The sequence below is a fragment of the Aeromonas sp. 602658 genome (genome assembly GCF_049173005.1).
In the GTDB taxonomy this organism is placed as follows: domain Bacteria; phylum Pseudomonadota; class Gammaproteobacteria; order Enterobacterales; family Aeromonadaceae; genus Aeromonas; species Aeromonas veronii_A.
The window spans coordinates 1-22,354 of record NZ_JAAKRF010000022.1; the positions used below are offsets into that span (position 1 = coordinate 1).

At 55.2% G+C, this 22,354-nt stretch carries 18 protein-coding genes and 1 riboswitch; of the genes, 10 read left to right on the forward strand and 8 right to left on the reverse strand.

Annotated features, from left to right (window positions below):
• The first annotated feature begins 640 nt into the window (after nucleotides 1-640).
• Nucleotides 641-1,132: an RNA recognition motif domain-containing protein gene (locus G5253_RS14590; RefSeq protein ID WP_005339200.1), complete on the forward strand. Its 492-nt coding sequence runs from the start codon at nucleotides 641-643 to the stop codon at nucleotides 1,130-1,132.
• A gap of 6 nt (nucleotides 1,133-1,138) precedes the next feature.
• Here the strand turns inward: G5253_RS14590 and murI are convergent, their stop codons facing one another.
• The 3 genes from murI to G5253_RS14605 all read right to left on the reverse strand — a co-directional run bounded on the left by murI (nucleotide 1,139) and on the right by G5253_RS14605 (nucleotide 5,069).
• Nucleotides 1,139-1,942, reverse strand: a complete 804-nt coding sequence (gene murI / locus G5253_RS14595) for a glutamate racemase (protein ID WP_199428019.1) — start codon at nucleotides 1,940-1,942, stop codon at nucleotides 1,139-1,141.
• A 108-nt stretch (nucleotides 1,943-2,050) separates the two neighbouring features.
• Complete coding sequence (locus G5253_RS14600; RefSeq protein WP_421203614.1) at nucleotides 2,051-3,901, reverse strand: TonB-dependent receptor domain-containing protein; 1,851 nt, start codon at nucleotides 3,899-3,901, stop codon at nucleotides 2,051-2,053.
• A 51-nt stretch (nucleotides 3,902-3,952) separates the two neighbouring features.
• A riboswitch (cobalamin riboswitch) is annotated at nucleotides 3,953-4,131 on the reverse strand.
• Between the two features lie 35 nt (nucleotides 4,132-4,166).
• Entirely contained in the window at nucleotides 4,167-5,069 is a 903-nt protein-coding gene (locus tag G5253_RS14605) for a LysR family transcriptional regulator (RefSeq protein ID WP_421203616.1), read from the reverse strand.
• A 109-nt stretch (nucleotides 5,070-5,178) separates the two neighbouring features.
• Between G5253_RS14605 and G5253_RS14610 the strand changes: the two genes are divergently transcribed.
• From G5253_RS14610 to G5253_RS14625, 4 genes are all read left to right on the forward strand, one after another.
• Nucleotides 5,179-6,105 (forward strand): sodium-dependent bicarbonate transport family permease, encoded by a 927-nt coding sequence (locus G5253_RS14610; protein ID WP_040069609.1) that lies wholly within the window; start codon nucleotides 5,179-5,181, stop codon nucleotides 6,103-6,105.
• Nucleotides 6,106-6,109: 4 nt separating this feature from the next.
• Entirely contained in the window at nucleotides 6,110-6,412 is a 303-nt protein-coding gene (locus G5253_RS14615; RefSeq protein WP_005321666.1) for a P-II family nitrogen regulator, read from the forward strand.
• Nucleotides 6,413-6,475: 63 nt separating this feature from the next.
• Nucleotides 6,476-6,985, forward strand: a complete 510-nt coding sequence (gene purE / locus G5253_RS14620; RefSeq protein ID WP_317103121.1) for a 5-(carboxyamino)imidazole ribonucleotide mutase — start codon at nucleotides 6,476-6,478, stop codon at nucleotides 6,983-6,985.
• Nucleotides 6,982-8,106, forward strand: a complete 1,125-nt coding sequence (locus tag G5253_RS14625; RefSeq protein ID WP_421203618.1) for a 5-(carboxyamino)imidazole ribonucleotide synthase — start codon at nucleotides 6,982-6,984, stop codon at nucleotides 8,104-8,106. Before purE ends, G5253_RS14625 begins: the two co-directional genes overlap by 4 nt.
• Nucleotides 8,107-8,179: 73 nt before the next feature.
• On the opposite strand, the gene G5253_RS14630 is transcribed toward G5253_RS14625, so the two are convergent.
• The 3 genes from G5253_RS14630 to G5253_RS14640 all read right to left on the reverse strand — a co-directional run bounded on the left by G5253_RS14630 (nucleotide 8,180) and on the right by G5253_RS14640 (nucleotide 12,026).
• Nucleotides 8,180-9,370, reverse strand: coding sequence for an L-lactate MFS transporter (locus G5253_RS14630; RefSeq protein WP_040069602.1), 1,191 nt, complete (start codon nucleotides 9,368-9,370; stop codon nucleotides 8,180-8,182).
• A 109-nt stretch (nucleotides 9,371-9,479) separates the two neighbouring features.
• Complete coding sequence (locus tag G5253_RS14635; RefSeq protein WP_421203619.1) at nucleotides 9,480-10,223, reverse strand: LytR/AlgR family response regulator transcription factor; 744 nt, start codon at nucleotides 10,221-10,223, stop codon at nucleotides 9,480-9,482.
• Nucleotides 10,224-10,352: 129 nt separating this feature from the next.
• Nucleotides 10,353-12,026: a sensor histidine kinase gene (locus G5253_RS14640; RefSeq protein WP_160880862.1), complete on the reverse strand. Its 1,674-nt coding sequence runs from the start codon at nucleotides 12,024-12,026 to the stop codon at nucleotides 10,353-10,355.
• Between the two features lie 133 nt (nucleotides 12,027-12,159).
• On the opposite strand from G5253_RS14640, the gene G5253_RS14645 reads away from it, so the two are divergent.
• Complete coding sequence (locus G5253_RS14645) at nucleotides 12,160-12,564, forward strand: hypothetical protein (RefSeq protein ID WP_421203620.1); 405 nt, start codon at nucleotides 12,160-12,162, stop codon at nucleotides 12,562-12,564.
• A 25-nt stretch (nucleotides 12,565-12,589) separates the two neighbouring features.
• Here G5253_RS14645 and G5253_RS14650 read toward each other — a convergent pair whose 3' ends face one another.
• A complete protein-coding gene (locus G5253_RS14650; protein WP_421203621.1) occupies nucleotides 12,590-16,201 on the reverse strand; it encodes a response regulator in 3,612 nt (1,203 codons plus the stop codon).
• Nucleotides 16,202-16,211: 10 nt separating this feature from the next.
• Nucleotides 16,212-16,835, reverse strand: a complete 624-nt coding sequence (locus G5253_RS14655; RefSeq protein ID WP_421203623.1) for a response regulator — start codon at nucleotides 16,833-16,835, stop codon at nucleotides 16,212-16,214.
• 639 nt (nucleotides 16,836-17,474) lie between these two features.
• On the opposite strand from G5253_RS14655, the gene ecpA reads away from it, so the two are divergent.
• From ecpA to G5253_RS14675, 4 genes are all read left to right on the forward strand, one after another.
• Nucleotides 17,475-18,062 carry a common pilus major fimbrillin subunit EcpA gene (gene ecpA, locus G5253_RS14660; protein WP_421203624.1) on the forward strand — a complete coding sequence of 196 codons (588 nt, stop codon included), beginning with the start codon at nucleotides 17,475-17,477 and terminating at the stop codon, nucleotides 18,060-18,062.
• Between the two features lie 65 nt (nucleotides 18,063-18,127).
• Nucleotides 18,128-18,790, forward strand: a complete 663-nt coding sequence (locus tag G5253_RS14665; protein ID WP_421203626.1) for a hypothetical protein — start codon at nucleotides 18,128-18,130, stop codon at nucleotides 18,788-18,790.
• Between the two features lie 51 nt (nucleotides 18,791-18,841).
• Nucleotides 18,842-21,304, forward strand: a complete 2,463-nt coding sequence (locus tag G5253_RS14670) for a TcfC E-set like domain-containing protein (RefSeq protein ID WP_421203627.1) — start codon at nucleotides 18,842-18,844, stop codon at nucleotides 21,302-21,304.
• A 309-nt stretch (nucleotides 21,305-21,613) separates the two neighbouring features.
• On the forward strand, nucleotides 21,614-22,288 hold the full coding sequence (locus G5253_RS14675; protein WP_421203629.1) for a fimbria/pilus periplasmic chaperone: 675 nt from the start codon (nucleotides 21,614-21,616) through the stop codon (nucleotides 22,286-22,288).
• Nucleotides 22,289-22,354: the final 66 nt, after the last annotated feature.

Below are 22,354 nucleotides of genomic sequence, written 5' to 3' on the forward strand. Positions count from 1 at the left end.
GCGTTCAATCTGAGCCATGATCAAACTCTTCAATTTAAGTTTGGTTGCTTCGAAAAGCGGCTCAATGAATTGCTGAATTAACTGCTGCAACATTTCGTTGCTTTGGTCACTTCATCAGACATTGAAAATCAAAAATTGTTTTTGATGCTCGATGCTGTGAGTGCCCACACAGATTGCTTGATTCAAATTGTTAAAGAGCGTCACGCTTTTCGCGTTGAGGAGGCGCATATTACGCTTCTCACTTCGAAAGTCAAGCGATTGTTTTCGCTTTTCTTTCGGCGCCCACTTCGCTAGGAAGCTGGCTCATCAGTTCGGCGTGTTCCGCCGTGCTGGTAGGGGCGCATTATAGGGAGCCGCGCTGCGATGACAAGACTTTTTTTGAAGAAAATCACGAAAATTTCAAATTATTCAATTAGAAACAGCTTATTCAGTGTATATATACAACGTTATCCACAATCCGGTTATTTCACTCCCATTTTAGCGTCATTTATGTCGCCTTCAGTGACCTTGGGAATGCCATACTGGAGCCGATAACCTCTCCCGAGTGGTCCATGGTAGCGCCAATCAGGAAAGCTGGTTACCATGGAGGTGAATATAGTGTTGCACCTTTTTTGCTTTCATTTACAAAAGGTCTTTTAAGATGAATTTATCCAAGTTTCCCGTATATATGCAGGCCGCAATCCTTGCTCTGGTATTGGCAGTGGTTGGCTACCTGGTTGCCCAGGCCCTGCAGTTCTCTTTGAAAGCGGAAGTGATTTTTGCAGCAGGTCTGGCCATCGGCGGTTTCGTGGTACCGCTGTTCCTGAAGCGAACCCCGGCTAATGTTGCCGAGTCGATCGCCAATCAGGAGACTTGCACCTTATATGTAGGCAACCTGCCCTATCGCGCCAATGAGATTGCAGTGCGCGAGTTGTTTGCCGAACAGGGCCAGGTCATTTCCGTGCGGTTGATGAAAGACAAGGCAACCGGCAAGCGCAGAGGTTTCGGTTTCGTGGAGATGCCCGCCGCCGATGCCGCCAAGGCGATTGCCGCTTTGAATGACAAAGAGTATCAGCAGCGCACCCTCAAGGTGCGTGAAGCGAATGACAAACGTGATAAAGAGGAAAGAGAAGGTAGCGAAACTGACGCCTAACCGCCGTCAGTACTTCACCTCTTCCAGTGATGACAGCCCCCATGCTTGCAAGGGGGCTGTCAGTTTTTGAGCCTCCCCATCCAGCCGGGTACAGTAAGCCCTGGCAATTACCTCTTCTATATGTACAGGCTGCACGATGGCATGCCCGCCATTGTTCAGCAACCAAGCCACCCGTTTGGCAACGGCACTGCCCGAGTCAATAAGCTGACATTGCGGCATCAGTTGCCCAATCTCTTCATTGAGTAGCGGGAAGTGAGTGCAACCAAGCACCAGCGTATCCGGCTTTTCTTCCCCCTCCAGCCAATCGGCCAATACCTCGCGCAGTAGCGCCATATTGACCGGCAGGCCCGCCAGCTTGTGTTCGGCTTCTATGACCAGCTCGGTGGTGCCCTTGAGCAGCACCCGCTTGCCGGGAGCAAACTGGGCGATCAGTTCATGGGTATAGTCGCGGCTGACGGTGCCTGGAGTGGCCAGCAGACCGATACAACCGTTGCGAGTCTGTGCAGCGGCGGGCTTGATGGCTGGCACCACCCCCACCACGGGAATATCCAGAGCCTCACGCAAGGCCGGCAGCGCTATGGTGCTGGCCGTGTTGCAGGCAATCACCACCAGATCGATCTGATGACGAGCCACCATGGTGGTCACCAAGCGGGTGCAGGCAGCAATCAGGGCGGGCTCGCTCAATTCACCATAGGGGAAGTTGGCGTTGTCGAAGCAGTAGAAATAGTTGTGTGCCGGCAGAACGCGGCGGATCTCGCGGTAGATGGTCAGGCCACCCATACCGGAATCAAACACGAGAATATTGGCCACTTGAGCTCCCCTTTGGTGCAAGGCGGCGATCATACTCCCGCCTGCCGCCAATAGAAAAGGCCCTGCCAATGGCAGGGCCCCTGATTTTTCCACTTGGCCGGCTCCGGCTTAGAGTGAGTAATCCATCGTCACGTAGTAAGCGCGCTCATCGGCCGGATAACCCACCGCAGTCTGATACTCCTTATCAAGCAGGTTGTTGATCTTGCCAGATACCTTGAGCGCCGGAGTGACCTTGTAGCCAACGGCCAGATTCCACACGCTGTAGCCACCAAGTGTTGTGGTGTTGGCCACATCGCCATAGCGCTCACCCTGATAGATCCAGCTCAATGAACCATCAAGCTGCTGCCACTGCGCCTGCGTCACCCACTTGGCCCCTTTGCGGGAGATCAGCTGCAACTGCTTGTCGGTTACCTTGTCTTTGGGATCCTTGTATTCGGCAGAGACTCTATGACTCAACCAGCCAGTGTCGAACTCCCCTTCCAGCTCGATCCCTTCAATGCGCGCCTTGCCAACGTTTTGTGGTGTCCACATACCCTGACTGTTGGGTGCCCACTGGATCATCTGTTCGAAGTCGTTGCGATAACCGGTGGCCCGCCACTCGACACCCGCAGTTTGACCATCCAGCATCAGCTCGCTGCTCTTCGACTCTTCCGGCTTCAGGTTGGGATTGCCAGAGCCCGGATAGTAGAGGTCATTAAAGGAGGGGGCGCGGAAACCGGTGCCGTAGCGGGCACTCAGGCGGTAATCCTCGACAAAACGCCAGCCTGCGCCGGTTTGCCAGGTGTTGTGACGACCAAACTGCTCGTTGTCATCACTGCGGCCGCTCAGCTCACCCTGCCATGTCTGGTTGTCGAACTGGGCCAGGGCATAGACCCCGGTATTGTCCCGCTCCTTGGCCCCTGCCGGATAGGGGGAGCCAGAAGATCGCGAGCGATCGTCCAGCATGTCGCGCTGCCAGTCAGCACCGCCGCCGAGCGTCCACAGCTCGTTCAGCTTGAGGCTGTTGACCCAGTTCAGGCTGTACTGGCGGGTGTAGGTCCAATTATTGGCCTGATCGCGGCCGCTATTGTCGAGATAGTCGTACGCATCCTGTCTGGAGAAGGCGCCACGCAACTCACTCAGATAGCGATCATCGTGATAGCGCGACCCCAGCTGATAGCTCTGGTTTTCAGTCCACGTTTCGGCTCGATGCGGCGCATAGTTTGCGTCAGACCCCGCATACTGGGCCACATTGCGGAACCAGCGGGTTGTACCGAACAGATCCCAATTGCTGCCGAGGGCCTGCTGGTAGTCCAGCATGGCGTTGTAGCCCCGATGCCCGTGACGGTCACCATCGTTGATGCCGGGCAAGGGGTGTACGTTGTAACCCTCTTCATCATCAAAACCGCCAGCCACCTTGAGCTGACCCGCCTCACCTACCTGGCTGGCACTACTGAAAGCGGCCTGACGCTGTTGATGGGAACCAGCACCGATATTGAACTTGTGCTGATTTGTCCCCTTGTCGGGACGGGTAATGATGTTGATCACCCCACCGATGGCGTCGGAGCCGTAGATGGTGGCGCGCGGGCCACGAATGTATTCAATGCGCTCCACCTGATTGAGCGGCAGGTTATTCAGTTCGGTCATCCCGGCGGTCAGGGAGGCACTGCGTACCCCATCCACCAGCACCAGCGTCTGGGAGGAGGTGCCACCACGCACCCGCAGCGAGCTGAGCTGGCCTCGGCCACCATTGCTGACCACTTCCACACCGGGCAGGGTCTTGACCACATCGGTCACGGTCTGGGCTTGCAGGCGATCGATCTCGTCCCGGGTCACCACATTGACCGGGGCAAGCACGCTGGAGGCAGGTTGGGCGACGCGGGTAGCGGTCACCACCATGGTGGGATTGACGGGAATGGTCAGCTGCTGGGCAAACGCCGCCGTCGGCAACAGGGCAGCCGCCAGAAATTTCTTCGACATGAGAGATCCTTAAGTTCGCGTAAGTATCTACTTCGTGGCCGGTTTCTCTCGGCCCGAAATACGAACTCTGGCAGGTCTTCGGGCTCGGGGGCTGATAGCCTACGGCGACGGCTTCCCGCCTGACGGCAGTGCCCTGATGTCGCTTCGTTCCCCCTTACCGCTGCGCGCCAGCTCCGGATTCTCACCGGATTCCCTATTAAGCATGATGCGCCAAAGCGGGAGGATTATAGGCAGAGCAAAGCTGGATGTATAGCCATCCAGATTTCTATTTATTGCCAGCCAGCGCCGCCAGCCGCTGCTGGGCGCCCTCCATCACCGCCTGTACCCCGGGATGGGAGAGATGGCGCCCTGCCGAGACCAGATAGTAAGAGAGGGTGACCTCGGTGAGGGTCGCAATCCGCTCCACCCCGTAGAGGCGGCCAATCTCGTCAGCCATCGCCAGCGGCGCCGGGAAGATCCCCATCCCCGCCTTGCCGAACGACTTCATCAGGGTAGAGTCATCAAACTGCCCCACCAGATGGGGATGAATGCCCTGCTGGCGATACCAGGCCAACAGCCGATCATGCGTTGCAGATTTCTCTCCGGGGATGAGCAACGGCAACCCCTCCAGCGAGGCGGGAAAGCCGTCCCGCGCCCGCGCCGCCAGCTCGGGACTGGCAAACAGCGCCAGCGGGCTGCGCCCCAGCTCGTGGTTGTAGCCACGTACACCACTGTCGGGAGGAAGCGGGCGATCGATCAGCACCATATCCAGCTTGTGACGGGCCAGCTCGCTGAACAGCTGCTCGGCCCGCTCCTCATGACACACCAGCCGCAGCGGGGTCGCCAGCGCCATGGCGGGGGCCAGCAGCTCGAACGCCAGGGTGCGGGGGACCGAATCGGCGATCCCCACCTGCATTGTCAGCTCCTGGCTGGCGTGGCGCAGGGTGTGCTCCAGCTCGGCGCCGAGCGAGAAAATGGCCCCCGCCTGCTCCTGCGCCTGCCGACCCGCAGCGGTCAGCACCAGACGCCGTCCCACCCGGTTGAACAGCGCCACCCCGAGGGACTGTTCCAGCTCTGCAACCTGACCGCTGATGGTCTGCGGCGTGAGATGCAGCTGTTCGGCGGCCTGCGTCACGCTGCCGCTGCGTGCCACATGCCAGAAGTAGTAGAGCTGTTTGTAGTTGAGCATGCCGTTCCCTATCAGTTTTTATCGAACAACCATCAGCGAGAATCTGATTTTATCGAAACATTGCGGGCTCTAGCATGCAACCATTATCTGAACTGCCCTGCGAACCATCATGCTGGACGTTGTTGTACTCTTCTTTCTGTTTGGTCTGCTGGCCGGTCTGGTGCGCTCCGAGCTCAAACTGCCTCCTGCCCTCTACGACACTCTCTCCCTCTTTCTGCTGCTGGCCATCGGCCTCAAGGGCGGCGTCGGTCTGGCCCAGCAATCCCTGCAACCTCTGCTGCCACAACTGGCGCTGGTGATCCTGCTCGGCGTGGTGCAGACCCTGCTCGGCTTTGCCGTGCTGCGCCTCAAGATGAACCGGGTGGATGCCGCTGCCACCGCCGCCCACTACGGATCGGTCAGCGTCGCCACCTTTGCGGTCGGGGTGAACTGGCTCACCGAGCGGGGCATCAGCTTTGAATCCCAGCTCTCCATCTTCCTCGCGGTGATGGAGATCCCCGCCATTCTGGTGGGCATAGTGCTGGCCCGCGGCATCAGTCGCGAGACCCGCTGGCGCATGCTGGCCCACGAGACCTTCCTCGGCAAAGGGGTGACCCTGCTGCTGGGCGGCATGGCCATCGGCTATCTGGCCGGGCCGGACGGAATTGCCCCGCTCAAACCGCTGTTTGTCGACCTGTTCAAGGGGGCGCTGGCGCTGTTCCTGCTGGAGATGGGCCTCATCGTCGCCCGTCAGTGTCAGGACTTACGCAAGCATGGCTTCTTCCTGCTCGGCTTCGCCCTGTTGATGCCGCTCGCCTCGGCGGGACTGGGATTGGCAGCTGGCCAGCTGATGGGCCTCTCCCTCGGCGGACTGACCCTGCTGGCGACCCTGGCGGCCAGCGCCTCCTATATTGCCGTGCCGGCTACCATGCGCATCGCTGTGCCTCAGGCCAATCCGGGGCTGTCCCTCAGCGCCGTGCTGGGGGTCACCTTCCCGTTCAACATCATGCTGGGGATCCCGCTCTACCACAGCTGGGCCCGCCACTTCACGGAGTAGCCACATGCAGACCGAGACCCGCACCCTGCTGACCGTCATTACGGAAGCCAATCTGGAGCCGACCCTGCTGCGCACCCTCACCCGCGAGGGGCTGCGCGGCTACACCATCACAGATGCCCGCGGCCGAGGGGATCATGGCGAGCGCAACGCCAGCTGGAGCGAGAGCGGCAACATCCGGCTGGAGGCCATCTGCAGCCGGGAGCAGGCGGAGCGGCTGCTGGCCCACCTGCAGAGTCGTTACTACCCCGATTACGCCATGATCGCCTTTCTGCAACCGGTCGAAATCGTGCGACCCGAGAAATTCTGAGCCGGCTTGCCGGCTCTTTTTGTTCACCAAAAGCAAACGTTTAACAGCAAGGATTCAGAGAAAATGAACACCCCTCCCCTGATCGGCCTGGTAATGGGCTCCGACTCCGACTGGCCCGTGCTGCAGGCTGCCGCCCGCATCCTCAAGGAGCACGGCGTGCCCTACGAGGCGCAGGTAGTCTCGGCCCATCGCACCCCGGATCTGCTGTTCGAGTATGCCGCCACCGCCCGCGAGCGCGGCCTGCGCGCCATCATCGCCGGAGCCGGTGGCGCCGCCCACCTGCCGGGTATGGTCGCCGCCAAGACCACATTGCCGGTACTGGGGGTGCCCATCCCCTCCCGCCATCTCAAGGGGATGGACTCCCTGCTCTCCATCGTGCAGATGCCCAAGGGGGTACCGGTCGCCACCTTCGCCATCGGCGAAGCGGGAGCGGCCAACGCCGCTCTGTTCGCCGTCTCCCTGCTCTCGGTCGCACAAGACGACGACGCCCCCCGCTACCGGCAGCAGCTCGACGACTTCCGCACCCGCGAGCGCGACCGGGTGCTGGCCCTCACGCTGGAGGAACCGACATGATCCTGCCACCCGCCACCCTCGGCATGCTGGGGGGCGGCCAGCTTGGCCGCTACTTTGTGATGGCCGCCCACCGCCTCGGCTACAAGGTAGTGGTGCTGGATCCCGATCCGGCCAGCATCGCCGGGGCCGCAGCCGATCACCATATTGTCGCCCCCTATGACGACACCGCAGCCCTGCACGAACTGGCCAGCCGCTGCGAGGCCATCAGCTGCGAGTTCGAAAATGTGCCCGCCGCCACCCTGGCACTGCTCGAAAAACAAAAGCCGGTACGCCCGGGCGCCAGCGCGGTGCGCATCTGTCAGGATCGCCGTGAAGAGAAAGCCTTTCTGCGCGGAGCCAACATCCGGGTCGCACCCTATCTGGCGCTACTGCCGGAAGAGCCTATCCCCGCACAGGCCAGCGAACTCTTGCCCGCCATTCTCAAGACGGCCCGCGAAGGGTACGACGGCAAGGGGCAGTGGCAGGTGAGCGATCTGGATGAGCTGGCGAGCGCGCTGGCAGCCAGTGGCGTGCCCTGCGTGCTGGAACAACGGCTGGCGCTGGAGGGGGAGTTTGCCCTGACCCTGGCCCGCAGTCCGGGCGGCGCCATCAGCGCCCTGCCACTGGTGCAGAACTGGCACAGCGGCGGCATTCTGGACCAGACCCGCTCCCCGGCCAATGTGCCAACGCTGGAGCGCGAGGCCAAAGGGATCGCTGAGCCACTGATTGCCGCCCTCGATTACATGGGGGTGCTGACGGTGGAGTTCTTTCTGGTGGAAGGCAAATTGCTGGTCAACGAGCTGGCGCCCCGCCCCCACAACTCGGGTCACCCCAGCCTCGACAACGCCGCATGCAGCCAGTTCGAGTTGCAGGTGCGGGCCCTGTGCGATATGCCGCTGCCGGAGCAGATCGCCGTGCGGCCCGCCCTGTTAATCAACCTGCTGGGAGATCTCTGGCAGAACGGCACACCCGACTGGGCTGCCCTGCTGGCGCTGCCCGGCCTGCATCTGCACCTCTATGGCAAGGGCGAACCCCGCTCCGGCCGCAAGATGGGCCATATCACGGTAACCGGTGACGACTGGTCAACGGTGGAGGAAAGCTGCCGCAAGGCCCGCCAGCTGCTGGGGCTAGCGCCGCGCTGATCGACCATCGGAAATGCAAAGACCCGGGCATGGCCCGGGTCTCTGTTTTTGCTTGCTGTGGCAGGGAGGCTTATCAGGCCCGCTCCACCGCTACCGGTGCCGGCAGGCGAATGGTGAGGGAGAGCACCAGCGCCACCACCAGCAACACCAGGATCAGGTGGAAGGTCGCCATAAAGCCGCCAAACAGGGAGGCCACGATGGAGCCGATGATGCTGCCCAGACCAAAGCCCAGATAGATGACGCCGTAGTTCTTGGTCAGGTTGTTGAGACCGAAGAAGTCGCTCACCAGCGAGGGGTAGACGGTGATGGTGCCACCAAAGCTGAACGCCACACAGGCGACCGCCACAAAGAACAGGTTGGCATTGAGCGGCACGAACAGCAGCAGCGCCATGCCCGCCAGGGTAATCAGCTGGGCAATGGTGATGACCCGGATGCGGGACATCTTGTCGGAGAGGATACCCAGCACCAGACGGCCGCCCAGGTTGGCCATGGCGATGATGGCGACGGCATTGGCGGCGACTACAGCAGGCAGACCCACCATCTTCTCGCCGATATCCTTGGCCACGCCGATGACGTAGAGGCCGCTCATGCAGGCGGTGAGGAACATCAGCGCCAGCATCCAGTACTGCGGCTTGCGCATCGCCTCGGCCAGAGTGAAGTCACGGCTCTCGCTCTGCTGCACGGAAGCGGCCTGCTTGGGCGCATCCTTCATCAGCATGCCGCCCACCAGCACCATGGACATGGCGATCAGCCCCCACAGCTGGAAGGTGGTCTCAAGGCCGGAGCTGGAGAGCAGCAGCAGGTTGATGTATTTGAAACCGAGACTGCCGAGACCATAGGCCCCGATGGAGCAGGCGGAGATCAGCCCCTTGCGCTCCGGGAACCACTTCACGCAGTTGGAGAGAGTCATCAGGTAGCCGGTACCGTCGGCAAAACCGACCAGAATGCCGGCGCAGAGGTAGAGCATCGCCAGATTGCTGGCATGGGCAGTGAGGAAGAAACCGATGCCGAGCAGCACACCGGCACCCAGGGTCACGTTGCGCACCCCGAATCGCTCCTGCAGCTTGCCCGCCATGGAGGAGGCGACCGCCAGCGAGAGGCTGAGCAGCCCGAAGGCGAAAGCGACCTGACTCACCGGCTCGTCCAGCTTGTCGGAGAGCTGGGCGTTGAACAGGCTCCAGGTGTAGACAGAACCCAGTGCAAACTGGGTGATGATGGTACCGATCAGTGTCAGGTACCGGGTGCGATTCATCTCTTTGGTCATGATGCGTCTCGGTCGATGGCCTTAAGGAAATTGAGGCCACTATAGGCAAGACGCAGCTCGCGCCGATCGATTAAGGCATGAAATGCAGATCGGCGGGAATGAATGACAATCAGAGCCGCATCAGCTGACGGAACGCCTTGATGTTGCTGCGACTGACCGGCACCTCGAACGGCAGATCATGGAGCCGGATGAGGTAGGTGCTGTTAAACCAGGGGACTATTTCGCGGATCTTGTTGATGTTGACGCAGTAGGAGCGGTGGCAGCGAAAGAACCCCTCGGCCGGCAGCCGGCTGACAAACTCGCTGATGGTCATGGTCATCACGTAGCGATCGTCGCGGGTGTAGACATAGGTGAGCTTCTCGTCGGCTTCCGCGTAGTAGATCTGCTCGCAGGGGGTGACGATGATGCGCTCCCCCTTCACCAGATTGACGGTGCGATTGTGGGGGCTGATCCCCTCGCCGCTCGCCTCCCCTGTGGTGGCTGGCTGCGACTTGCCCGCATGCTCGAGCTTTTGCAGCAGATTGATGATGCGGGGCTCGTTGTAGGGCTTGAGGATGTAGTCGAACGCCTCCAGCTCGAACGCCTCCACCGCAAATTCCTTGTAGGCGGTGACGAAGACAATGTGGGGCGGATGGCTCGACTTGTGCAGGTTCTTGGCCAGCAGCAGGCCGTCGATGGAAGGGATCTGGATATCCAGAAACACCACATCCACCTCGTGATCCTGCAGGTATTTGAACGCCTCCAGCCCATCCTCGAAGCTCGCCACTATCTCGATCTGGCTGTGCTGATTCACCAGATAGATCAACTCCTCGCGAGCCAGATACTCGTCTTCCACTATGATCGCTTTCAACATGACATTGCCCCCTGAAGGAGCACAGGAGAAGCAAGCTCCTCACGAATCAAACATTCGTCTTCCACAATGATCGCTTTCAGCATGACAACACCTCTCGCGGCACACACTTATCCTCAACCATGATGGCTCTCAGCATGGCATCGACTCCTGATCCGGCAGATAGAAACTCACCTCGGTACCCGGCTCCAGCCGCTTGAGGTGCAGGCCGTCACCATAGAGCAGCTTGACCCTCTGATGCACGTTCATCAGGCCAATGCTGCGACTCTCCACCCGACCGGCGGCGACCCCGTCGATCACCGCCTGACTGATGCCGTAACCGGTATCGCGCACCGATACCCGGATGCCGCCCGCCAGCTGTTTCACCTCGATGGTGACCCGGCCCGGCGCGCTGCGGGGCTGGATGCCGTGCAGGATGGCGTTTTCCACCAGCGGCTGCAACAGCAGGCTCGGCACCTGAATGTGCACGTCGTCCACCTCGAACACCACCTCTAGCTTGTCGCCGAAGCGGGCCTGCTCGATTGCCACGTAGTCACGCACCTGCTGCAGCTCCTCCTGAATGTCGATAAGCTCATCCCCCTTGTTGAGGTTGTAGCGCAGGTAGTCCGCCAGATTGGCGATGAGCTGGCGCGCCTGCTGGGGCCGGATGCGGATCAGCGACGAGATAGCATTGAGGGCATTGAACAGGAAGTGCGGGTTGATCTTGCTCTGCAGGGCGGTGAACTCCGCCTTGCGGGTCATCTCCTTGAGTTGCTCGATGCGCGACACCTCCATCTGGGTGGAGATGAGCTGGGAGAGGCCCACCGCCATCTCCCGCAGGGAGCTGGTGATGCTGTGGGTGCGGCGGTAGTAGATCTTGAGGGTGCCGCTCACCGAGCCGTTTTCTCGCAGCGGAATAATGATGACCGAGTGGAAATCGGAGAGGTGATACTGGCGCAGATCGTTGTTGATGATGATCTGGTCGAGCAGCACCGCCTGCTGGGTCATGCCGCTGATGGCGTGGTGCTCATCCAGCTCGTAATAGTCCTTGCCCACCCCGACATAAGCCAGCACGTCATGGGTATCTGTGATGGCCACCGCATCGGCGCTGATGTCGCGCCGGATCACATCACACACCTGACTGAGAGAGTGGCGATCGATGTTCTGGAAGAAGGGCAGCGTCTTGTTGGCGATATCGAGCGCCAGCTTGGCCTGCTTGGCGGCAATCAGCTCCTTCTCGTCATCCAGATCCTGCACCAGCTTGATGATAAGGCCGATGCAGAGCGCCCCGGCGATCATCGGATAGGCGATATGGTTGACGATCTCCACCCCGACTTCGTGGGGCTCGGTCAGCAGCCAGATCAGCAGCATGGTGAGCCCTTCGCACAGCATCCCCGCCAGAATGCCGTAGAGCCAGAGCCGCGACTTGCGGCAGCGCAGGTGCAGCCAGGTGGCGAGCAGACCGGCGATGATGCTGGCGATGAGGCACGGGATCGAGGTGTGGCCATCCATGTCGATGAGATAGCGGTGCAGACCGGAGATGACCCCGGCCGGAATGCCGACCCAGGGGCCGAACAGAATGCCGCCCGAGATGATGGCGATGATCCGCACGTTGATCAGCGCCCCCTCTACCGGAATGCCGGTGTAGGTGCTGAACACCGCAAACAGGCAGAAGATGGAGGCTACCAGCACCAGCTCCGCCGGGGTGTGATCCCGCTTCTGGAACAGCCGCTGGAACGGCCGGGTGCGGGTCAGGAAGAAGAGGGTCATCAGCATCAGCGCCGCCCGTTCGAACACCGCCAACAACATCATTTGATTTTCGAGCAACACCCGCACCTCTCCCGCATGTAAAACAACAAGGCTGCGCATTGTGCCACTCCAGGTCGGTCTAAGCTTTTTCTAATGCTCGCCGATAGAGAAATTGACTCCATTCGGGGCCACCACACAGGAGATACACATCATGAAAAAGAACTTCCTGCTGCTTGCACTCCCCACCCTGCTGATTGCCAACCAGGTCGAGGCACAAACACTGAGCCAGACAGTGACCTGGCAAGCAACAGCCAGCAAAGACAGCCAATCCTCCGTCAGCTTGCTGCATCCGGGGCAACAAGCCATTTCCACAACAAACCCGGCGGCTCAAGTATTGGCAGCCAAGCTAACCTCTCCCGATAGCGGGTTAACGTTTAAAGCTCGCACCTTGTCGACGGCAAGTGATACCCCCACTGTGATGCTTAATGGCAAAAAGCTCACTACAAAGTACCAGTCAGTCCCAGCAACGGAACAATATTATCTTTCATATCAACAAACTGCCCAGTCTGCTGGGCAGCTAACCGAAAGTGGGTATGAGCTAGTAGCCTACTGGTAATCGCCTAAGACCGCAGTGAGAGGGGTTACTCCCCTCTCGTTTTGTGTGCTTTATTCCAATAATCGACCCCAGCCTTTACCTGTTGATACATATTTCGGACCTGTCTCAATGCTGCGGGCATGCAAACCGACAGACGAGGTGACTGCTCCCATTCGTTACAGCAGGCAACCAATTCATCCGCTCCCAGAATCCTGGCCCCCCCTTTCAAACGATGCAGCTGGGCCAAGAACTTCTGGCTATGACCTTGCATACAGGCTTCAGCAAGATGCTGCATGTCTTGTTCAGATGCAGTGACAAACTCATTAATCAATACGCTCATCAGCTCACTGTTCCCTACCGTAAGCTTGCTCAATTTATGCATGAATCGAGTAGCCATATCTTCAGGAGCCAGCAATATTTTCCCTGGGTGGTGGGTAGCCAAGCATGCCTTGAGGTCATCGAGACTCACGGGCTTGAACAAACAATCGTCCATCCCAGCCTCCATGGCCCTCTGCACTTGATCTTGGCGAGCATCTGCAGTCAAACCAATCACTACGGTACGCACGGCTTCATTATCTCGCTCCTGCTGGCGCAGCAAAGTGGTAAATTCCAAACCATCAATATCAGGCATATTGAAGTCGCTAATGATGATATCAACAGGCTCCTGTGACAACAGTTGCAGAGCGGATTTACCTGAGCTGGCCGTCAGCACCTCATGACCTAAAAATGTCAGTTGCTGGCTGACCAGCAAGAGATTTGTCGGGTGATCGTCAATAACAAGAATACGGTATCCCGCATTGTCATATGACGGAGTAAACCTCTCTTCTGAGCCACACTCTCGGACAGCCAAGGTTTCCGCAAGAGGCAAACGAAGCGACACGATTACCTTTGTCCCCAGTCCCAGCTCACTGTTTATTTCCAGATCACCTCCCATCATCTGACACAGAGTCCGGCTGATCATCAGTCCCAACCCGGTGCCAGATTTTTGTATATCGGCAGGTTGCGTAGCCTGACTAAAGGGCAAAAACAGATACTCCAAATCTTCCTTACTGATCCCGATCCCGGTATCAGCGACACTTACGGTGATGTCACACCATTCTCCATCTGGCCGTAAATCAACCGCCAGTTCGACACCGCCTTGGCGGGTAAATTTAATGGCATTACTCACTAAGTTGGAAAGCACCTGCTTATACCTAATAGGGTCAACCATGACGGCCACATCATGCTGGTCGTATAATTTCAAGGTCAGTCCCTTCTGACGTGCTACGACAGAAAAAACATTGATTACAGACTGGTTAAGCACATTGATTTGTTGCGGTGATGGAGACAGCTCCAGTTTGCCTGATTCAATTTTTGAAAGGTCCAGTATGTCACCTATCAACCCTAGTAAATCATGCGACGCTTGATAGGCGACTCGAATTGCATCACGGTCCTCCGTATTCAAGCCATCCTTTCTTAATGTCAACTCAAGCAAACCAATGATGGCATTCATCGGCGTTCTGATCTCATGGCTCATTGTGGCTAAAAAGGTTGACTTGGCACGACTGGCCGCCTGAGCATCACGGCTTGCATTATCTAGTCTCTCGATCAAAGAGACTCGTTCACTGATGTCTATCCAGCCACCGACAACACCATCGACCTCTTCTGAAAGGCCACGAAAAACCTGTATCCAGTGATATATATTTAAAACTCGATCGGTCAGCAGCAATACATGATCGCCATCTCTGGGCTCTGCATCCTGAAGAGTCCCTCGATAAACATCGCCAAGGACTGACATATATGGCCAGCGTCGCTCACATTCTTCTATTGTCAAGCCGATTAAGTCTCTTTTTTCAACATCAAAAAATGCCGCATAACTGCTATTACAGAGTATCAAGCGACCTGTTACATCCCTAGCATAAATAGGATGGGGAGTACTATCCACCAACTCTTCAATAAAGTTAAGCTGTGCATTCAGCTCTATTTCCGCTTTTTTTCTCAGCTTGACTTGCCGGCGCAAATAGAGTATCCAAAAAAAGGCTAATACCAGCGTCAGCAGTGCTGCAAAAATATACTTAGCATAAATAACTATAAACTCATAAAAAGACATTTCATCATGTTTTGCACTGACTCGCCAGCGAGATGCCAATATATCCAGCTCATCAGGTGGGATGGAGGCCAATACTTTATTGATGATGCCAATCAGGTTTGACTGATCTTGGTTGACAGCAAAGGATGCTCTTATTGGCATCGAATCAAAAAGCTCACCAGCAATGATCAAGCTATCTGAATATTCTGAGTTAATCAGATACTTGGCTGCTCGCAGTGGCACCAGTGCCATATCACATCGTTCAGAGAAGACACATTCCACCGCGTCAGTAAGTTTTTTCACCCATACTGGCTTATTGACTGATAGCTGGCCCCCATAAGGATATTCCAATCGAGCACCCTCAATCTGCGCAATACGGCCACGTTCTAATATCTCGCTGGCAGATGGTCGCTGTGGATTTTTCTTAACGACCATCACAATGGGATCAAGCATAAACGCACGGCTAAACAGCAGCGTGTCTTCACGAGCTTTCGTCGGGGTAATGACGATGGCATCAACCTCTCTGCGCCCCAGTCTTTCTAGCTGTTCAAGAGAAGAGCCGATAGGTACGGGAGTGACCTGAATGCCGAGCTTGGCACCAATCACCTGTAATACATCCAGAGAGATGCCATGCAGGTTACCTCTGACATCGATAAAGCTCAGTGGCGGTGCCCCTTTATTTACCGCAATTCTAAGCTCCCCTTTGCTATTGATCCATTGCCATTCCTCTTCCGTCAGCATGGCAGGCTTTGATTCGATAGATAGGCCCCCACCACTCCATCTTTTCAAAATAGAGTCATGATGGAACGTGGTGACGACACGGAGAGCAATATTCACTATATCTCTTAGGAGATCATCATCAGACTTGAGTCCAAATGCAAAACCATTGGTCTGCGCAAAAAGTGGTCTAACCAGATGCACACTGTCCTGATAAAGCTTATTGACAATAAAGTTACCTGATATCATGTCAATCAATACGGCATCAGCCTCACCATAGGCAACCGCAGCTACCGCACTGTATTTTGAGGCATGTATATCTATCTTCACACCAGGTAATATTTTTATTATTTCGGCCATAGGCAAATAACCTTCTGCCACCGTAATATTTTTTATCTTTTTATTATTTACACTGATGTTTTTATAGAGAGCCGGCTGATCTTCAAGATAGACATCCGTTAATAACAATCCATTATTTATCTCATACCCATTGGCAGAGCTGATCATGTCAGCCTCACCCATCTTGACAGCCATGATCGCTGCATCACGTGAAGGGTATTTTTTGGCAAAAATATCTATATCAAGAATTTTCGACAGCAATCCAAGTACATCGGCCGTTGCACCCTCATAGTTTTCTGAGCGAATGGTAATATCCAAGGGGGGGTTATCAGGCAATGGCACAGCCAATACCAATTGCTCTTTTTTACGCAACCATATTAGTTGTTCAGCATTAAATGCCGGCAAGGTGTTTTTATAGTTATACGATTTCTCACGAGAATGAATTTTAATATATTCGTCTTTCGATGATGCAAAGCTAAAAAAAGGTATCACCAGCATAATAGCAAGATATTTAATGAAGCTGTTCATTTTCATTGGCGTCCACTCAAAAAAGACTTTTGCTCTTTGCTAGTTCTATTAGCTCCACAATATTGGAAACATTTAACTTTGCCATCAGTCGTGCTTTATAAGTGCTGATGGTTTTTTCACTAAGCAACATATCTATAGCAATTTCCTTATTTGCCTTGCCAAGGCAGAGGTTGCGCAACACTGTCATTTCTCGACTTGATAGGGTGCTGAAAATATTATCTCCATCAATTAGCTCTGCATATTTCCCATGATGCATAACTTTTTTTGGAAAAGCTTTTTTCTGACTCTGGCATTTCAATATAGCCTTTTTAAGCATCATAATATCATCTAATTTTGAGACAAAACCATCTGCTCCGGCTTGCAAACACCTTAACATATTATGTTGACTATCGAGCGCGGAGAAAACAATGATAATAGCAGGCGATCCCTCCATTCTAATTCTTTTAATCACTTCTATACCATCCAAACTTGGAATTCCGATATCAATGATAGTAATATCCGGATTGATTTTTTTAAAAACTGACAGGGCATCAACACCATTATCAACCTCACCCGCAACTATATAATTTTCTTGTTGCAACAATATGCGAATGGCAACTCTTATTGCTGGATGATCATCCACAACCAATACTTTTCTCATGCTCCCTCCAGGACGGCTCCAACTGAAAACCAAAATAATGCTATCTATTCTTAGCTTTACTTGAGTTCCTAAGGCGTATCAAGCCATAGCCAAGCTTTCTAATAGCTTAATGAACGCCTCATCAATCATGAATCTTATCTGGCATTTACTGCTGGAGCTAATACATGAATGTCTGATGCATCATGATTATAGCTGAATGTGGCCATCGCTAACGGAGAGAAAGATCTACTTGTAAATCATTGATAATTAATGCCTTTATAAGATTCCCTACATAACTATACGTTAAGGAATGGTAAAGCAAAGGTACTTTCGATTACCACTTAACACATTGTTATGTCTAGCAATAACTATTTCGTAATAGATTGTTTCAAGCATCCCTGCCAAAACATCGATGCAACAACAGTCGCCGAAATAACCAACAAAAAAACAACAAACCCCGTTGTTGTTTTTTAAATGCACCTTAGGAATTGTCCTACATGCTTTTTGGTCGCATCTCGAAACATGGCCGATTAATATTTTTCCATCTTGGCAAACAGGCATGTCGCGGTGAGATTCCGATAATAAGTGCATTGCATACCAGCCAAGACCACGAGAACGCATATTCAATCACCAGAATATAAAAACAACCGAGGATTTATAATGAAAAAGACTCTGATCGCCATCGTTCTAGCTGGCTTTGCGTCAACTGCTGCCCATGCTGCAGTTGAAGCACCTCCTTCCATTGCAACCTGGAAAGCCACAGCCAAGAAAGATACCAGTAGCGACCTGGTCGTCACTCCGCTGGGCAGCCTCGCATTCCAATATGCCGAAGGCATCAAGGGCTTTAACACCGTCGATGGCCTGTTCGACGTTAGCGTTCAGGGTAATGCCGGCGAGGTGGGCGCTGAGCTGACCGAATTTACCCTCAAGGCCAAGAAGTTGAGCGGTACCCTGAACCACCTGAGCGGCGGTTCAACTGTCGATGTGGGTGTGTTCTGGATGGGCCAGCCGGTCGCTTCCACAGGCTACACCACCCTGATTGACACCGCAGCCGGCATCAATGGTGGCAACCTGGCACCAGTTGCACAGGGCGCCAATACCGCTGGTGAGCGCACCAGTGCTCAGGCCGCCTTCAGCTTCAATATCGACAGCGCCACCGTCAATGGGACAAACGCTCCATTCACCACCCTGCCTGACGGTATCTGGTCTGGTGAGGTCAGCGTTGAGTTTGTCGCCAGCTGGGCCTAAACACGCCACCCGACTCCAACTGGGGGGCCAATCTGGTCCCCCTTTTTTAATTACGGAACACCATCATGCGATTCACGATCTTTCTGCTGGCAGGCCTGTTTTATCTGCCGGTGGTCAATGCGATCAACGTAGGGTCGGTCACGACCTTTATCGATAGCAATGAAACCGAAGTGGCCAAAGAGATTGAAAACAACAGTGACCAGGCTCGACTGGTAACGGTGAATATCTCGCGTATCTCATCCCCTGAAGAAGGAGGGGTAGACATTCCGATGGAGGTAGAGGGTGAATTGCTGCTCTCACCGGCACGCATGATGTTGCCCGCCAAGGGGAAGAACAACGTGCGTTTCTTCTATAAAGGTCCCGCTGATGACCAGGAGCGTTACTACCGCATCACCTGGCGCGATACGGCGCTCTCCATGGATGAGCAGCGCAACGAGAGTCGTCAGGCGATGGCCACTACCTCTGCCCAGATCGGCACCATTCTGGTGGTGACCCCACGCAAGGTACGCTTTGACTATCTCTTGAGCCATGGCGAGCTCACCAACCGGGGCAATGCCTCTTATCGGGTGGTGGCCTATGGTGTTTGCCGCGACCAACCGGGCAAGCAGTGCAAAGAGACCTATTACGACTTGCCGGGCAAACAGCGCGTCTTCAAACGGGTTGATACCAATCACGAGAAGAGTCACGTCGGTCTCTGGCTCGGCAAAGACTTTGCCACCGTCAAGTAACCTTGCAGCGACCAGCTCAAGCAGCAGACTAATCACTACTTTGGATAAATGATGCGCCCCTGGATTCAACAATATGCCGTCAGTGTTGCCGCTCTATTGCTTGCCACCAGCGCAGCCGCAGAATCGATCGCACCGTTGCGCCTTGCCAATGTCATCATTCCAGCCAGTTTTGCCAGTGCACTGCGCGATGGTTTGTCAGTCCCTGTGCTACTGCACTATCGGGATGAACTGAGCGGGAAAGAAACCCTCACCTCAGATCCGATTGGCAGTGCCACTCTGGTGCTCAGAGAACAGCAGTTGCAACTGCTGAATATCGACTTCGGTGCCAGCCAGCAACAGACGCAGCTCAACGAGGCGCTGGTCTCGACCCTCTCTGCCGATAGCGAACAACGCACCTTTGATGAGCAAGGTCATCTGGAGGTCAATTCCGATGCCAGCATGAAGCTGGATTTGCTCACCATGCAGTTGAATATAGAGGTTTCTCGCGATGCCTTTGGGATGGCCGCTACCCAAGATTCAAGCACCAGCCTGACACCCAGTGTAGAGGCGCTGACCAGCGTGCATCGTTACAACTTGGGCTACTCCTTCAACAACACGGATTACGGCTATCTCGACTCCAACTTTGTCCAGCTTGGCAGTACCTTCGGCTACGGGGCGCATCACATGACGCTGGATGGTTCTCTCTTCAACCTGGGCGAGCCACAGCAAAGCGGCACACTTTACAGTGCCATGTACGAGCGGGATCTGGATGATCGTCGTCTGGCCGCTGGCATGGTATCGACCTGGGATTTGCAAACATTGGGCATGGTCACAGCCCTGAACAGCAGACGTATCTATGGTGCTTCTTATGGCAACCAGGCCCAGTCTCGCCAGCAGAACGCCAACCAATCCACGACCCCGGTGCAGGTCTTTATGCCCGCCAACGGCGAAGCGCGCATCTATCGGGATGGCCGTCTGATTGGGCTGCAGAACCTCAATATCGGCAACCAGAGTATTGATACCACTTCCTTCCCTGGTGGTGTCTATAACGTCACCGTTGAAGTCTATGTTGATGGACGTTTGACCGACACCAGCACCCAGCGCGTCACCAAATTGGGAGGGGGCAACCAGTTCGTCGGCCGTTGGGGCTGGCAGTGGTGGGGGGGCTGGATGGAATCAACCTCAGATGAGCAGGGTGACTCTCCCTTGTTGGGCGTATCTTTCTCTCGCACCCTGGATGCCCTCACCTATTCCGGTACCAGCTATGCCTTCAACCAGGCCGTTGTTGCTGAAAGCGGGATACAGTGGCAGGCCCATGAACGCATCAACCTGGGCGCCCAGGCCATGGCCTCTTCTGATAGCGCCTGGCGAGCAGGTAGCAACATCAGCGTACAACCGATCGACAATGTGTCACTCTGGGCTTCACAAGAGAAGCTGAGCAGCGGCTCACGCCTTAACCTCAGCGAAAGCCACCTCTACTCATCAGGACTCAGTTTGAGCCTTGGCGGCTGGCTGAATGGCCTGGGCCAACTCTCGTTCAGCACTACCCATGACAAAGAGATAGGCAGCACACGCAACTATCTGGACTACTACCAGCACCTCTATTCCGGTCGCTATGGCAACCTGTCGATGCGCGCCAGCGTGCAGAGCGGCAATGATGACCGCATCGGTAGCAACAGCAACAAGAGCATCACGCTCGATTACAGCTTGCCGCTGGGCCAGCTGTTCAGCATGGGCATGAGCAGCAACGAACAGGGCCAGAGCATTGCCAACCTCAACTACCAACAGCGGTTGGAGGGGGTTGTCAACCTGGCTTCTCTCAACGTCCAAAAGGTCTTGAACGGTGATGAACGAGGTTCACCCGCCCTCTCGGGTACCTTGGGCTTCGAGCATCAAGTCATTAGCGGCACCTCCAGTCTGTCGCGCAGCAGTCAGGGTGATCTTAACGGCAACCTGATCGCACGGGGCTCGATCGCCACTGCGGGTGAACACCTGGCAGCATCAGGCAGGAACGAGGCCAACGCTGGCGTGCTTATCGATACCGGGTTATCTGGTGGTGGACAAATGCTGGCCAAGGTCAATGGCCAGGACTATCCCCTGCAAGGTGAGAAAACCTTCCTGGCCCTGCAACCCTATCAGGAATATGAAATCGAGCTGCTCAACAGCAAAACCAGCATGGACAGCTATGAAATAAACACCGGTAAACAACGTTACACCCTGTTTCCCGGCAACGTGGCCACCCTGGATGCGCGCAACAATATCAAAGAGATGGTCACAGTGTTTGGCATCATCAAGGCAGAGGATGGCAGCCTGCTGACCAATGCCAGGTTGGATAATCACATCGGCAGCACGGTCACCAATGAAGCAGGGGAGTTCTCTCTGGATGTGGATAAAGCCAACCCCATGTTGATGTTCCGCCGCGGCAGTGATTTTTGTGAGGCGGAGTTGGATCTTGAAGAGCAGACTGGCGCCGCCTGGATAGGGGTCATTACCTGCCAGGGGCTGCCGACATATGCGATGGTGACAAGGAATTAACCGTGAAGGCCTCTCTTTGCTCGACGCAATGGTTGTACGCTGCGCTGACTGCACCGGATATTGGGTCATTGTGATTAAGCACGACGCCATCATTTCCTGTTAATTGAAAACGAAACCGAGGACAGCTGGCTTGTGAGACCGATAAAGGTGGTACAAGCAGCACCTTATCAAGGAAGGATGTATCACTCCGGGTAATGTTGATGACAATCAAAGCTCCGGTCACTCATCGAATGATCGACAGATGGTGAATAGCAAAATGCCCCAGGCCATGATGAAGGTCACCAGAACTTATTATTGGAAGAGATAGATATGTATCGTACTTTCTTGTGTTTGATCTCGCTGGTTTGGGGGCTCCCCGTCACAGCCATTGATATAGGTGCCATGACAGCAATCATGGAACCATCAAGTGATTTGATAGCGCGGACCATTATTAATAATGACCGTTTACCCAAGGTGTATGAAGTCAAAGCACAGAAGATAAGCGACCCCACAGCCAAAGGCTACCCATTGGCCATGTTGCCCGGTGAGCTGCTGTACACCCCCAAACGCTTTGTACTGCACGAAGGGCAGAGGCAAAATGTCAAACTCTATTACAAGGGAGCCAAGGATGATCAGGAGCGCTACTATCGCGTCTTTTTTGTCGAATCACCCGCAGCCCAGCTTGAAAAAAAACCACCCGTCGATCGCAAAGGTACACTGGAGCTGAACATTGAGGTGCAATCCATTCTGGTGGTGCGACCCCGTCAGGAGAAATTCAATTACGAGCTCGATGAAAGCGAAGGGACGATTCGCAACACAGGCAACACCTTCTTTGAGTTTATTGTCAAACAAGGCTGTGATGAACCAGACAGCACGGCAGATACCAAATATCTGCTACCGGGGGAGACTTGGTATAACACCAAGATTTCACAATCCGGCAATCAGAAGCTGATCGTGTATGACCGCCGTTTTATGACCATAGGTCAAGCATGCTCACCAGCTTAACGCATAAGCGTATCCGCTTCTCTTCGTGATGATGCATCCCTAAACGTCGCGGACTGAAAACAGTAT